Source organism: Cognatiyoonia sp. IB215446 (assembly GCF_033963825.1).
Taxonomy (GTDB): Bacteria; Pseudomonadota; Alphaproteobacteria; order Rhodobacterales; family Rhodobacteraceae; genus Yoonia.
Window position 1 is genome coordinate 532,558 of sequence record NZ_JAXBMD010000002.1, and the last position, 13,411, is coordinate 545,968.

General features: G+C 61.4%; 11 protein-coding genes. 9 read left to right on the forward strand and 2 right to left on the reverse strand.

Annotated features, from left to right (window positions below):
• Nucleotides 1-5: 5 nt before the first annotated feature.
• The 7 genes from SLH49_RS10145 (at nucleotide 6) to murD (ending at nucleotide 7,648) form a co-directional block, all read left to right on the forward strand.
• Nucleotides 6-1,493, forward strand: coding sequence for a UDP-N-acetylmuramoyl-L-alanyl-D-glutamate--2,6-diaminopimelate ligase (locus SLH49_RS10145; protein ID WP_320269041.1), 1,488 nt, complete (start codon nucleotides 6-8; stop codon nucleotides 1,491-1,493).
• Complete coding sequence (locus SLH49_RS10150; RefSeq protein WP_320269042.1) at nucleotides 1,490-2,917, forward strand: UDP-N-acetylmuramoyl-tripeptide--D-alanyl-D-alanine ligase; 1,428 nt, start codon at nucleotides 1,490-1,492, stop codon at nucleotides 2,915-2,917. Before SLH49_RS10145 ends, SLH49_RS10150 begins: the two co-directional genes overlap by 4 nt.
• A gap of 9 nt (nucleotides 2,918-2,926) precedes the next feature.
• On the forward strand, nucleotides 2,927-4,009 hold the full coding sequence (gene mraY, locus SLH49_RS10155; protein WP_320269043.1) for a phospho-N-acetylmuramoyl-pentapeptide-transferase: 1,083 nt from the start codon (nucleotides 2,927-2,929) through the stop codon (nucleotides 4,007-4,009).
• A gap of 190 nt (nucleotides 4,010-4,199) precedes the next feature.
• The gene (locus SLH49_RS10160) at nucleotides 4,200-4,715 is read left to right on the forward strand and encodes a hypothetical protein (RefSeq protein WP_320269044.1); all 516 of its coding nucleotides are present in this window, start codon (nucleotides 4,200-4,202) and stop codon (nucleotides 4,713-4,715) included.
• 15 nt (nucleotides 4,716-4,730) lie between these two features.
• Nucleotides 4,731-5,267 (forward strand): AAA family ATPase, encoded by a 537-nt coding sequence (locus tag SLH49_RS10165; protein WP_320269045.1) that lies wholly within the window; start codon nucleotides 4,731-4,733, stop codon nucleotides 5,265-5,267.
• A gap of 70 nt (nucleotides 5,268-5,337) precedes the next feature.
• A complete protein-coding gene (locus tag SLH49_RS10170) occupies nucleotides 5,338-5,988 on the forward strand; it encodes an SDR family NAD(P)-dependent oxidoreductase (protein ID WP_320269046.1) in 651 nt (216 codons plus the stop codon).
• 259 nt (nucleotides 5,989-6,247) lie between these two features.
• Nucleotides 6,248-7,648, forward strand: a complete 1,401-nt coding sequence (gene murD / locus SLH49_RS10175; protein WP_320269047.1) for a UDP-N-acetylmuramoyl-L-alanine--D-glutamate ligase — start codon at nucleotides 6,248-6,250, stop codon at nucleotides 7,646-7,648.
• Nucleotides 7,649-7,682: 34 nt separating this feature from the next.
• Here the strand turns inward: murD and SLH49_RS10180 are convergent, their stop codons facing one another.
• On the reverse strand, nucleotides 7,683-9,662 hold the full coding sequence (locus SLH49_RS10180; protein WP_320269048.1) for an autotransporter domain-containing protein: 1,980 nt from the start codon (nucleotides 9,660-9,662) through the stop codon (nucleotides 7,683-7,685).
• A 112-nt stretch (nucleotides 9,663-9,774) separates the two neighbouring features.
• Nucleotides 9,775-10,956 (reverse strand): NAD(P)/FAD-dependent oxidoreductase, encoded by a 1,182-nt coding sequence (locus SLH49_RS10185; RefSeq protein WP_320269049.1) that lies wholly within the window; start codon nucleotides 10,954-10,956, stop codon nucleotides 9,775-9,777.
• A 187-nt stretch (nucleotides 10,957-11,143) separates the two neighbouring features.
• Here SLH49_RS10185 and ftsW point away from each other — a divergent pair, with 187 nt between their 5' ends.
• Both ftsW and SLH49_RS10195 read left to right on the forward strand, forming a co-directional pair.
• Nucleotides 11,144-12,313, forward strand: coding sequence for a putative lipid II flippase FtsW (gene ftsW, locus SLH49_RS10190; protein ID WP_320269050.1), 1,170 nt, complete (start codon nucleotides 11,144-11,146; stop codon nucleotides 12,311-12,313).
• Nucleotides 12,310-13,407, forward strand: a complete 1,098-nt coding sequence (locus SLH49_RS10195) for a UDP-N-acetylglucosamine--N-acetylmuramyl-(pentapeptide) pyrophosphoryl-undecaprenol N-acetylglucosamine transferase (RefSeq protein ID WP_320269051.1) — start codon at nucleotides 12,310-12,312, stop codon at nucleotides 13,405-13,407. The genes ftsW and SLH49_RS10195 overlap by 4 nt, the downstream gene beginning before the upstream one ends.
• Nucleotides 13,408-13,411 lie beyond the last annotated feature (4 nt).

Here is a 13,411-nt window from a genome sequence, read left to right on the forward strand (position 1 = left end):
CGCTGATGAAGTCGCTGGCAGAGCTTGGATTGCGGGCACAGGGCGGGGCAGAGGCCCGGATCACCGGCATTGCCGTCGACAGCCGCGAAGTGAAGCCCGGCTTTCTGTTCGCCGCTTTGCCCGGCGCGCGCGTCCATGGCGGCGAATTCATCCAATATGCCTTGCGCATGCAGGCATCGGCGATCCTGACCGACGCAAAAGGGGCAGAGATCGCGGCAACAGAGCTGGCGGCGTCAGATGCCGCCCTCGTCATAGCAGAAGACCCGCGCCAAACCTTGGCGCAAACCGCCTCGCTCTGGTTCGGCCCGCATCCTAGCACGGTTGTGGCCGTGACAGGGACCAACGGCAAGACCTCCGTTTCCACCTTCTGCCGCCAGATTTGGGAGGCGATGGGCGTCGCAGGCGTCAACCTTGGCACCACAGGCGTCGAAGGCGCCTGGACCCACCCTCTGAAACACACCACGCCGGAACCCATCACGCTCCATCGCGTGCTGGCCGAGGCACATCAAAACAATGTCACCCATGTGGCGATGGAGGCGTCCAGCCACGGCCTTGATCAACGCCGCCTTGATGGCGTGCTGCTGGCCGCCGCAGGCTTTACCAACTTCACGCAAGACCATCTAGATTATCACAAGACATTCGAGGCCTATTTCGATGCCAAAATGGGCCTCTTCAAACGGGTACTGCCCGATGATGCGGTCGCCGTCATCAACCTTGATGATCCCAAAGGGCCAGAGGTTGCCGATATCTGCACCGCGCGCGGGCAGGAGGTGATCAGCGTCGGCCATTACACGCAAGCCCGACTGCAACTGACAAGTCAGCGTTTTGATGCGACGGGGCAGGACATCCTTTTTACCTGGCAGGGGCAACGGCATCACGCGCGGCTTGATCTGATCGGCGGGTTTCAGGCGGAAAACGCACTGCTGGCCGCCGGGCTGGTGATTGGCGCGGGAGCCGATGCGGCAGCGGTCTTCGCCGCTTTGCCCAAGCTCAGCGCGGTGCGGGGCCGCATGGAACTCGCCGCGACGCGGGCCAATGGTGCGGCGGTTTTTGTCGATTATTCGCATACGCCTGATTCCGTGGCGACGGCTTTGAAGGCGCTGCGCCCCCACGTGATGGGCCGGATTATTGTCATCGTCGGTGCGGGCGGCGACAGGGACACCGGCAAACGCCCCCTGATGGGGGCTGCAGCGGCAGAGAACGCGGATATCGTGATTATCACCGATGACAACCCCCGTTCCGAGGACCCCGCCACCATCCGCGCCGCCGTGATGGCCGGTGCCGTGAATGCGGGCGGCAGTGACAGCATTACCGAGGTCGGTGACCGGGCCGAGGCGATCTTGCGCGGCATCGACCAGCTTGCCCCCGGTGACGCGCTGCTGATTGCCGGTAAGGGGCATGAGACGGGGCAAGAGGTGGGCGATACGATCCACCCCTTCGACGATGTCGAACAGGCCAGCGTGGCCGTCGCAGCGCTTGAGGGGCGGATATGAGCCTCTGGACCTCTGCCGATGCCGCAGCCGCCACAGGCGGCGAAAGCACGACGGTGTGGAATGCCAAGGGCGTGTCCATCGACACGCGCACCTTGCAACCGGGCGATCTCTTCGTCGCCCTCAAAGACATCCGAGACGGGCACGATTTCGTCGCACAGGCGCTCGAGAAAGGCGCCGCCGCCGCACTGGTCAGCCACCGCCCGCTCGGCGTGCCCGAAAACGCCCCGCTTTTGATCGTGCCTGATGTGCTGACAGCGCTCGGCGATCTGGGCCGCGCGGCACGGGCACGCACAACGGCGCGGATCGCCGCGATCACCGGCTCTGTCGGCAAGACATCCGTCAAGGAAATGTTGCGCACCGTGCTGTCGAAGCAGGGCAAATGCCACGCGGCAGAAGCCTCTTACAACAACCACTGGGGTGTGCCGCTCACCCTCGCCCGCATGCCCGCTGACGCCGATTACGCTGTGATCGAAATCGGGATGAGCAATCCGGGCGAGATCACACCGCTCTCGCAAATGGCGCAACCGCATGTGGCGATGGTCACGACGGTCGCGGCGGCGCATCTCGCCTCTTTCGAAAGTCTCGCGGCCATCGCGGTCGAAAAGGCCTGTATCATGGATGGCCTCCAACCCCGTGGCGTGGCCGTGCTGAACGCTGATATCGAGACCACCCAGATCCTGCAGGACCACGCGGCTGAGATGGGCGTCAAAACCACGCTCTTTGGCAAGACAGGGCGGGACTGGACCGTCAAAGATGTCCGGCTCAGCGGAGATGTCACCATCATCAATGCCAGCCACGGTGACCAGCACTACCTCTTTAAGCTCTCCGTCCCCGGCCGCCATTTTGCAATGAATGCCGTCGGCGTGCTGGCCGTCACCGATGCCTTGGGCGCGGACCCTGTTGCCGCCTCCCTCGATATTGCACGATGGATTCCACCCGCAGGACGCGGCACGCGCGAGATCATCGTTACCGACGATGCGAACGAAGAAAGCCTTGAACTGCTCGACGACGCCTTCAACGCCAACCCCACATCACTCGCCGCCTCGCTTGAGGTACTGGCCGCGGCAAAACCGGCCAACAATGTCGGTCGCATCATCAAAGGGCGCAAAGTCGCCATCCTCGGCGATATGCTGGAGCTTGGCACGAACGAAGTGCAGATGCATCGCGACATGGCCGCCAACACGCATCTGCAACAGGCCGATCTGGTCCATTGTGTCGGCCCCCTGATGCGGCATCTCTGGGAGGACCTTCCGGAGGGGCAGCGCGGACGCTGGGCCGAGACCGCGCCAGAGCTTGTGGGTCAAGCGCCCCGGCTGGTCGATGCGGGTGACGTGGTGCTCGTCAAAGGCTCCAAGGGCAGCAAAGTCAGTCTGATCGTTGACGCCATCCGCAAACTGGGGCACCGGCGCCCCCAAGAAGAATAAAGGGACAACATGCTCTACTGGCTTACGGCACTTTCGGACGGCGGCGACTTTTTCAACCTCTTTCGCTACATCACGTTCCGCGCAGGCGGCGCGTTCATGACGGCGCTTTTCTTCGGGTTCATCTTCGGGCCCCCGCTGATCAACGTGCTGCGTCGCAAGCAGGGCAAGGGCCAACCGATCCGCAGCGACGGGCCAGAGGGGCATTTTGAGAAGGCGGGCACACCCACCATGGGCGGCCTGCTGATCGTGGGAGCTTTGACCACATCCACGCTCCTCTGGGCGCGGCTCGACAATCCCTTCGTCTGGATGGTGCTTTTCGTGACCCTTTCTTTCGCGGCGATCGGTTTCGCGGATGATTATGCGAAAGTGTCGAAGCAGAATACGGCGGGGGTGTCGGGCAAGATACGGATTTTGCTGGGTATTCTGATTGCCGGTATCGCAGGCTACTGGGCCGCTGCCTACCACCCCGATGACCTCACCAACCAACTCGCCTTGCCGGTCTTCAAGGATGTGCTCCTGAACCTCGGCATCCTTTTCGTCCCCTTCGCGATCATCGTGATCGTGGGGGCGGCCAATGCGGTGAACCTGACCGACGGCCTTGACGGGCTCGCCATCATGCCCGTGATGATCGCGGCGGGTACCTTCGGGATCATCGCCTATGCCGTGGGCCGGGTCGATTTCACCCAATATCTGGACGTGCATTACGTCCCCGATACCGGTGAAATACTGATCTTCAGCGCCGGGCTGATCGGCGGAGGCCTCGGTTTCCTCTGGTACAACGCCCCCCCGGCGGCGGTCTTCATGGGCGATACCGGCTCGCTGGCCTTGGGCGGCGCGCTGGGTGCCATCGCCGTTGCGACAAAACACGAGATCGTCCTGGCCATCGTCGGCGGCCTCTTCGTGGTCGAGGCACTATCGGTCATAATCCAGGTCGCCTATTTCAAACGCACCGGCAAACGCGTCTTCCTGATGGCCCCGATCCACCATCATTACGAGAAAAAAGGCTGGGCCGAGCCCCAGATCGTCATCCGCTTCTGGATCATTTCATTGATCCTCGCGATGATTGGGCTTGCAACCCTGAAGGTGCGCTAACCGCGAAACGGCAAAGCCGTTTTGCGGCGTGCGGGAAAGCGTTTGGCACAGCCAAATGCGGCCGCACCCGGTGGCAATTCTGGGCGGAACTGACACACCTTTCCGCTCAAAACCGCCAATCCCGCAAATAGCCCCTTAATTCTGCAACGGTCCCGTGTACATGCTGGACCAAACAGCGAAAGTCATTCTTATGCCCATTATCATTCTCATCCTCACAACAATCGGCGGCGCGCTTTGGTGGTGGGCCCGACAGAACCCCGATCAGGCGATTTATGCCGCGCAGGACGCGGTCACAACCGCACGCAACGCCCCACGCAAACTGGCCTTTCGTCGCCAGACCAAGGCGCATCCCGTGGAAGGCATCGACGATGCCCGCATCGCCATCTGCGCCCTTGCACAGGCCTTTATCGAACTCGACAGCCTGCCTACGGCGGAACAGCGGACCCACCTGAACACGCTCCTACGCACAAAGCTGCGCGCCAGCGCCGATGAGGCGCAAGAGATGGAGGTGCTCGGCCGTTGGCTCGTCGCCCAATGTCAGACGCCCGGTGCGGCGATCACACGGCTCGCCCGCCGTCTGCACCGGATCGACGGCGATGCGTCATGGGACCTGCTGCAGGATATCCTGACCAGCCTCGTTGATGGCGAGCTGAGCCATGCGCAGATGGACGCGGTTGCGGATATGAAACGGGCCTTCCACCGCTAGGCCGCGCCCCGGCCGATGAGTACCGGGACACGCCGCATCGTCATCTCCGGCTGTTCCAGTGGCGGCAAATCGACCTTGCTCGCGGCCCTTGCAGAACGCGGCCACCGCGTCTTCGCAGAGCCGGGCCGCGCGGTCGTGAAGGCCGAGACAGCGACAGGCGGCACTGGCCTGCCATGGGTCGATCCCAAACGCTTTGCCGATCTTGTCATCACACGCGGCATCGCAGATTGGCAGGCCGCAGAGGGGCTGTGCTTCTATGACCGTTCCCTGATCGACGCGGTGACATGGTGCGAAGGCCAGACCGAACAGGTGCCCGATCAGGTCCGCAACCTGATCCAGAGCCACCGCTATGACAGCCCCGTCTTTCTCGCCCCACCATTGCCGGAAATCTATGTACAAGACGACGAAAGATGGCACGGGCTGGACGCCGCCATCGCCGAATACAACGCGCTGCGCCAAAGCTACCCCGCCAAAGGCTATGACATCCGCATTCTGCCGAAAACAGACGTCGCGGCCCGCGCGGACTGGGTCCTCGCCGCATTGGACGGATGACGCCCGCGCATAATCACATCTGGTTGCCGACAACCACCTCTGCGATAGTGTGGACAAGACGGAGGGAGCGATGACCCATAAAGCACTGGTCACAGGCGGTAACCGTGGCATCGGCAAGGCGATTGCCGCAGGTCTCGTGCGCGAAGGGCTGGAGGTGATCATCGGTGCCCGCGATCTTGCCGCCGGTCAGGACGCGGCGCGCGACGTCGGGGCCTCGGCCATTCAGCTTGACCTTACCGACCCCGCAGCCTGCGACCGGGCCATCGATGGCGTCACCGTGCTTGTCAACAATGCCGGTGTCCTCTGGGACGACAAGCTTTTCGATGACATGGACCATTTCGAGGCCACGATGGACACGGCTCTGCACGGCCCCTTTGCGCTGATCCGCGCCGCCTTGCCCGCGATGGAGGCCGCAGGCTATGGCCGCGTCGTCAACGTCTCGTCCGGTTGGGGCAGCTTTGCCGAAGGGCTGGGTGGCGGCGGTGCCTACGGCATCGGCAAGGCCGCGATGAATGCCCTAACGGTGATCGCCAACCGCGACACGCCGGATTTCATCAAGATAAATTCAATGTGTCCCGGCTGGGTCCGCACCCGCATGGGCGGGGCGGGCGCGACCCGCTCACCGGAAGAGGCTGCAGACACCGCCATCTGGCTCGCCACCTTGCCAGCCGACGGCCCCTCAGGCGGCTTCTTCCGCGACCGGAAACCGTTGGCCTGGTGACGTGCGGCAGACACATCCTTAACAAATCCCACCGCACGCACTCTTAGCACCGCACCTTGCGTACATCTTTACGTACAAGTTCTGTACAGGCTCTGTACGGAAAGCAGACGTCACAAACCGCGCTGAAACCCTTGTTAATCAAGTGATTCCCCGCCTGATGCGAGCCATGTCGCCGCCCGTCTTAACCACCCTTTAACCTCTCTTGCACGTCGCATCCCCAATGGGCACTCTGCGCGCCACGGGGATAAAGGGCAGGGCGATGATTCCAGTGCAGGGTTTTGCGGGGCAGGTGGTGGCTGTCCTCGGTCTCGGACGAACCGGGCGGGCTGCGGCTGCGGCATTAGAGGCAGGGGGTGCCGAGGTGATCGTCTGGGATGACAGCACACCTGCGCGCGAGGATGCAGAGGCTGACGGTTTCGTGCTGCGAGACCTCACGAAACCCCAATCTTTCGAAGGGGCTAGCGCCCTGATCACCAGCCCCGGCATCCCACATCTCTACCCCGCACCGCATGCCGCAATCGCCGCCGCATGGGAGGCGGGCGTGCCCGTCGACAACGATATCGGCCTCTTCTTTCGCTCTTTTGCCACGTCCGATTGGGACGATTTCGACACCACCCCGCGCGTGATCGCGGTCACCGGCTCCAACGGCAAATCCACCACCGCCGCCCTGATCCACCACATCCTGGTCGAAAACGGCGGCCCCGCGCAGCTTGCGGGCAACATCGGGCGCGGCGTGTTAGATATTGAACCTGCCCATGATGGGGAGGTGGTGGTGCTGGAACTCTCCTCCTACCAGACCGACCTCGCACGGTCGTTGACGCCGGATGTTGCTGTTTTTACGAACCTTTCTGCGGATCACCTGGATCGCCATGCGGGCCTCGGCGGGTATTTCGCGGCCAAGCGCAGGCTCTTTGCCGAAGGTGGCCCGGACCGTGCTGTGATCGGCGTGGACGAGGCCGAGGGGCGGTACATCGCCAATCAGCTGATCGCCGGGCCGCGCGATGATCGCGTGATCCGCGTGTCATCGGGCCAAAAGCTGGGCGGGCTGGGCTGGAACGTTTTTGCGCGCAAGGGGTTCCTGTCGGAATACCGCAAGGGCCGGCAGATCGGGTCGATAGATTTGAGGGATATCAAGGGCTTACCGGGTGCGCACAATCATCAAAATGCCTGTGCGGCCTATGCGGCCTGCCGCTCTGTCGGGTTGGGGCCGAAGGGGATCGAGGCCGCGATGCGCAGCTATCCCGGTCTGCCGCACCGGTCACAGGTCGTGGCCGAGCGTGACGGGGTGATCTTCATCAACGACAGCAAGGCCACCAATATCGACAGCGCGATTAAGGCATTGTCGGCCTTTCCAAAGGTCCGCTGGATTTGCGGTGGCTTGCAGAAAGAGGGTGGCTTGGGTGACTTGCCGCACCATCTGGACGGCGTCGTCAAAGCTTACGTGATCGGACGCGAAGCCACTGATTTTGCACGGCAATTGGCAGATGCGGATGTGGCGATCTGCGGCACGATGGCCGCTGCAGTGGCCCAAGCGGCGGCAGAGGCGCAGCCGGGTGAGGTTGTGTTACTCGCGCCGGCGGCGGCCTCATTTGATCAATACGACAACTTCGAAAAAAGGGGTGCGGACTTCATTCAACACGTGAAAGACGCCCTGTCGTAAGGTGGGCCAAAACCCACCTTACAGGAATGTTGCGTCAGAATGAGAAGCTGACGGTCAAAGCAGCTGACAGCGCATCCGTCTCCCGCTCGCCGAACTGGTATTCGACATCACCAGTCACGTTCAGCCCGCCGGTTGTGAAAAGCTGACTTTGCGCACCGAAGAACCCGCCGATTAACCGATCACTGTCGCTCGCCTCAACATCCAGTGTGGTGCCGTTCAGCGTCAGGCTGATATCGTCTTCAAAACTGGCGCGCGCGTCGATCCCGGCGCGCAGCTCGGTCTGCAGGGCACCCATGGCGACATAAGTGGCCAATTGCGCACGGCCAGAGAGCGTTTGCGCATTGCGGCTGCCGACCTCCAGATTGGCATTTGTCGTGCCTTCTTCGGTGTAGCCGTCGAACTCAGCCGCCGTATATGTGGCCTGCACCGACGGAATGACTGCGACATCGCCCAGCGTGAAGCTTCGCGCCGTCGCATTGACCGACGCACTGACAAAACGGCTGTCAAAGCTGGCGGTTGCAGTCTCTTCGCCCTCCAGCGCGTCGATCACCAGCCGCTCACTCTCATGCGTCTCGGCACCTGCCAGAACGCTGCCGGTCAGGTCAAAAGCGCCGACCTGGCGGTTGGCGTAAACACCTGCGAAGACGCTTTCGGTTTCGATGTCCTGCGATGCCTCATCGGTCGCGATCTCGCCTTGCGCGACACCGCCGACAAAACCGAACCGTGTGCCGCCAAAGTCCCGGTCATAACCGGCAAGCAACCCTGCAAAATCATGGTCATAGGCGAGGGCCGCGCCATCATCGCCGACATTGCGGCTTTGACCGATCACACTGGCCCAGGCGCCTGAAGTACCGGCCTGCGGGCCACGGGTCGTCAGATCAGGGGCGGTAGAGAAACGCCCGGCGATCTGTGTTTGCACATCCTGCGCCAGCGTGCCGACGGCCTCGTTCAATACCGACACGCCTGTGGTATCGATGGTCACCACACCGCTGACGGTCTCAAACGCGACCAGGTCATCGGCAAGGTTCAGGGTTTCCACCCCGCTGATCGCGAGGACGGCAGATGCGCTGCCCTCTTCGATAGCGAGCACATCGTCGCCACCGCCCAGATCGATTTCACCGATGATTTGGGAGCCAGCGCCGAGTGTAACGGACTGCGTGCCGCTGCCACCCTCGATGGCGACATCGTCGGAAGAGAGCAGGCCGGTATTGATCAGCTGCCCGTTGTCCCCATTCATCTCAATGGCTGCGCCGTCCGAGCCGTCCGCAATGACGATCCGCCCGGTGTTGGTGATCAGCACATTCGCCGCGTCATCCTGCGTTTCGATGCCGCTATCGGCTGCTTCAATTGTTCCACTATTTGTGACGACCGTGTCGCTGCCACCGACATCAATGCCGTCAGCGTCGTTGGCCACGATGAGGGTGCCGCTATTTTCAATAACGATGCCTGTGCCTTCCGTTTCAATCGCGTCGCCTTCGTCAGTGGTAATGCTGCCAGTATTGACGATCCGGGCGTTATCCCCTTCGGAATCGATCCCTTCATCAGCAGCGTCGATTGTACCGGTATTGACGATGTTCGCATCAAGGCCATTGGAGAAGATGCCGTCATTGCCTGCAGTAATCAGACCGTTATTTGTGATCTCTGCGCCGATGCCGTCGATGTCAAAGCCATCATCGCCCGCGGCGATAATCTCACCGTCATTCGTGAGGGTGAGATTGTCCCCGCTCGCGTCGACCGCGTCGGTCAATGCGTTGATCGTCCCGTCATTCTCGACAACGGCATCGTTCGCGTTAACAATGACGGCGCTGTCGTCCCCAACGTCAAGTGTGCCGCCAGCATCAACCGTCAGGCTGTCACCATCCTGATCGAGAAGTTGCTGATCCGTGACGATCTCACCATTCGCGATGATGATCGCCTCTTGGGCAAGAGCGGGTGAAAATGTGGTGAACCCGATGGCCAATGCCAGGGCAGAGACTTGGGAAATGGGGTGTGTTTTTGTGGGTTTTTGCGACATAATGCGTGTACCTTCCAAGTGTTCGCGCCGCGTTTATTCGCGGGCTCGGAAGGGCTACGCGCCGTTGTTAAGATTTATTCTGAAAAAGTTAATTTGAGGTCGTGGGCGGCGTTTAGCGGCGCGCTTTAAGCGCTTGGCCCGCTGCCCAGCCGGATGACCAGGCCCATTGGAAATTGTAGCCGCCCAGCCAGCCGGTCACGTCCACGCATTCCCCAATGAAATAAAGGCCGGGAACGTCCTTGGCCATCATGGTTTGGGATGACAAAGCATCTGTGTCCACACCGCCCAAGGTCACCTCGGCAGTCCGATAGCCTTCCGACCCGCCGGGGCGCAGTTCCCAGTTTTGCAAGGCGTGGCATATCGTGTTCAAGGCGGCATCGCTTTGATCGCCGATGGTGCCCGTCAGCGCCAGTTCCTCGGCCAGATGGTCTACTAAACGTGCTGGTAGGTACTGGCTGAGCCGCGTGGTCAGGGCCTTGCGGCCATCGGACTGACGGTCCTTTTGCAGTGCGGTCATCAGATCGATCTCTGGCGCCAGATGGACGCTGATCGCATCGCCCTCGCGCCAATAGGATGAGGCTTGCAAGATCGCCGGTCCGGAGAGGCCGCGATGGGTGAAGAGCAGCGCCTCATCAAAGCTGGTCCCATTCGCGCTGACCCGTGAGGGGACGGAAACACCGGCGAGGTGTTTGAACTGGTTATCAGGAAAGGTGAGGGGGACGAGCGCTGGGCGTGGGTCGACCAGAGGGAGGCCGAATTGCCGCGCGATGTCATAGCCAAGACCTGTCGCCCCCATTTTGGGAATGGATTTGCCCCCACATGCCACGACAAGGTTGTTCGCGGTGACCGTCTTTGTCTGCCCGTCTTTGGTTAGTCCAACACGGAAGTGGTTACCGTCATGGTTGATCTCGCCAACTTCCGTTTGCAGCCAAAGCTGCGCGTCTGCCTTGTCCATCTCCGCGCGGAGCATTGCGATGATGTCCTTCGCGCTTGTGTCGCAGAAAAGCTGACCGAGCGTCTTTTCGTGCCAGGGGATGCGGTGTTGATCGACGAGATCAATGAAATCCCACTGGGTGTAGCGTTTGAGTGCCGATTTGCAGAAATGCTTGTTCTGGCTTAGAAAATTTGCGGGGCTGGCATGGAGGTTGGTGAAGTTGCAGCGACCACCACCAGAGATACGGATTTTCTCGCCCGGCGCTTTGGCGTGATCGATGATCAAAAAACCCGGGCCGGCATGCGCCGCACACATCATGCCAGCAGCACCGGCCCCTATGATCAACGTCTCCACCTTCATCGCACCGCATATGGCGCAGCGCGAGGTCGAGATCAAATTTCTAGAAACTTGATGCCTCCGGCGGAGGTATTTTTGAACATGAGAAGATCAGGGGCGCATTGAAATTGAGGTAGAATCGCATGGAAAGCCGGGCTAAGGTGCCGTCAGACCCGGCAAACGGGCGACAGAGGCAGTAGGCGGTAGATCCATGACGGAAATGGTCCATGGCGCGATCCCGGTGAGTTCCGGCGATCCTGTTTTGCCACGGTGGTGGCGCACAATCGATAAATGGACGATGTCCTGCATCCTGATCCTGTTCGGGATCGGATTGCTGTTGGGGTTGGCTTCTTCGCCGCCGCTGGCCGCGAAAAACGGTTTGGATCCGTTTCACTATGTCACGCGTCAGGCGATCTTTGGCGGCATGGCGATGGCGATCATGTTTGTCGTGTCGATGATGTCACCCACGCTGGTGCGCCGTTTGGCCGTGCTGGGGTTCCTTGTTGCTTTTGCCGCTTTGGCTTTCCTTCCCGTCTTCGGGACCGACTTCGGCAAGGGTGCAACGCGTTGGTATTCCTTGGGGTTTGCGGCTGTGCAGCCGTCGGAATTCCTCAAGCCCGGCTTTATTGTCATGGCCGCTTGGCTCTTGGCCGCGTCTCAGCAATTGGGCGGGCCGCCGGGCAAGACGTATTCCTTTGTGTTGACGGTGATGATCGTCCTGATGCTCGCCCTGCAGCCTGATTTCGGACAGGCGGCCCTGATCCTTTTTGCTTGGGGCGTCATGTATTTTGTCGCCGGGGCGCCGATGCTGATCCTGATCGTGCTGGCGGGATTGGTGATTGTTGCAGGCAGCTTCGCCTATGCCAATTCAGAGCATTTTGCGCGTCGGATCGATGGGTTTCTGTCGCCGGAAATCGACCCGACCACGCAGCTGGGCTACGCCACCAACGCAATCCGCGAAGGCGGGTTCTTTGGTGTGGGCGTGGGCGAGGGGCAGGTGAAATGGTCACTGCCCGATGCGCATACCGATTTCATCATCGCGGTCGCGGCTGAGGAATACGGGTTGATTTGCGTGCTTGTCATCATTGCGCTTTATGCCGTCATTGTGGTCCGGTCCTTGCTGCGGCTGATGAAGGAACGTGATGTATTCATTCGCCTCGCGGGCACCGGGCTTGTCTGTGCCTTTGGGGTGCAGGCAATGATCAATATGGGGGTCGCTGTGCGGCTTCTGCCTGCCAAAGGGATGACGTTGCCGTTTGTCTCTTACGGGGGCTCTTCGCTGATCGCGGGTGGGATCGCCGTGGGTATGTTGCTCGCCTTCACCCGCAGCCGTCCACAAGGCGAGATGGAGGATATTCTGTTGCGCAGGGCCAATCGATGAAGGCACCGCTTTTGATCATTGCGGCGGGTGGAACAGGGGGGCACATGTTCCCAGCCCAGGCGCTGGCCGAGGCGATGCTGGAAAAGGGCTGGCGCGTGCGGCTTTCAACGGATGCGCGTGGTGCCCGCTATACGGGCCGCTTTCCCGATGCGGTTGAGATCAGCGTGGTGGGCAGCGCAACTTTCGCGCGCGGCGGCATCCTGCAGAAGCTACTTGTGCCCTTTCGCATTCTGGGCGGTGTCGGCATGGCCAAGCTGCGCATGTTGCGCGACCGGCCCAAGGTGGTTGTGGGCTTTGGCGGATATCCGACAATCCCGGCCATGTCGGCGGCGTGGGCCTTGCGTATCCCGCGCATGATCCATGAGCAAAACGGCGTGTTGGGCCGGGTGAACCAGCTTTTTGCCCGCCGTGTGCATCAGATCGCCTGTGGCACGTGGCCGACCGATTTGCCTGGTGGTGTTGAGGGCGAGCATACCGGCAACCCCGTGCGCGCGGCGATCCTCGCGCGCGAGGCGGCGCCATATATCCCGCCCGGCGATTATCCGATGTCGATCCTTGTCATGGGCGGAAGCCAAGGCGCGCGGATCATGTCGGATATCGTGCCGCCCGCGATTGCCGCTTTGCCAGAGCATATCCGCCGCAATATCCGCGTGAGCCAGCAGGCCCGGCCAGAGGATTTGCAACGGGTGACAGACTATTACGAAAGCGAGTTGATCACGGCCGAAGTCGAGAGCTTCTTCGATGACGTGCCGGGGCGTCTGGCGGATGCGCAACTGGTGATCGCGCGGTCCGGGGCCTCGACAGTGGCCGATGTCAGCATCGTGGGGCGGCCCGCCATCTGGGTGCCGTTCGCGGGCGCAATCCGGGACGAGCAGACAGCCAATGCCCGGCAGTTGGTCGAGGCGGGCGGGGCCGTCATCATGACCGAAGCGGAATTTGAGGTGGCGCCCCTGACGGACAAGATCTCCGAAATGCTGTCAGATGGGCCAGCAATGATGAAAATGGCACAGGCAGCCACCGCCTGTGGCGTCCCTGACGCGACAGCGCGTCTTGTACATATGGTGGAAAATCTGGCAGAGGCAGGCGGGAAATGATGGA

Bases quoted from the DNA above. Each gene is read 5' to 3' on its own strand.
- SLH49_RS10145 (WP_320269041.1), top strand. From the start codon at position 6: ATGAAGTCGCTGGCAGAGCTTGGATTGCGGGCACAGGGCGGGGCAGAG.
- SLH49_RS10150 (WP_320269042.1), top strand. From the start codon at position 1,490: ATGAGCCTCTGGACCTCTGCCGATGCCGCAGCCGCCACAGGCGGCGAA.
- mraY (WP_320269043.1), top strand. From the start codon at position 2,927: ATGCTCTACTGGCTTACGGCACTTTCGGACGGCGGCGACTTTTTCAAC.
- SLH49_RS10160 (WP_320269044.1), top strand. From the start codon at position 4,200: ATGCCCATTATCATTCTCATCCTCACAACAATCGGCGGCGCGCTTTGG.
- SLH49_RS10165 (WP_320269045.1), top strand. From the start codon at position 4,731: ATGAGTACCGGGACACGCCGCATCGTCATCTCCGGCTGTTCCAGTGGC.
- SLH49_RS10170 (WP_320269046.1), top strand. From the start codon at position 5,338: ATGACCCATAAAGCACTGGTCACAGGCGGTAACCGTGGCATCGGCAAG.
- murD (WP_320269047.1), top strand. From the start codon at position 6,248: ATGATTCCAGTGCAGGGTTTTGCGGGGCAGGTGGTGGCTGTCCTCGGT.
- SLH49_RS10180 (WP_320269048.1), bottom strand. From the start codon at position 9,662: ATGTCGCAAAAACCCACAAAAACACACCCCATTTCCCAAGTCTCTGCC.
- SLH49_RS10185 (WP_320269049.1), bottom strand. From the start codon at position 10,956: ATGAAGGTGGAGACGTTGATCATAGGGGCCGGTGCTGCTGGCATGATG.
- ftsW (WP_320269050.1), top strand. From the start codon at position 11,144: ATGACGGAAATGGTCCATGGCGCGATCCCGGTGAGTTCCGGCGATCCT.
- SLH49_RS10195 (WP_320269051.1), top strand. From the start codon at position 12,310: ATGAAGGCACCGCTTTTGATCATTGCGGCGGGTGGAACAGGGGGGCAC.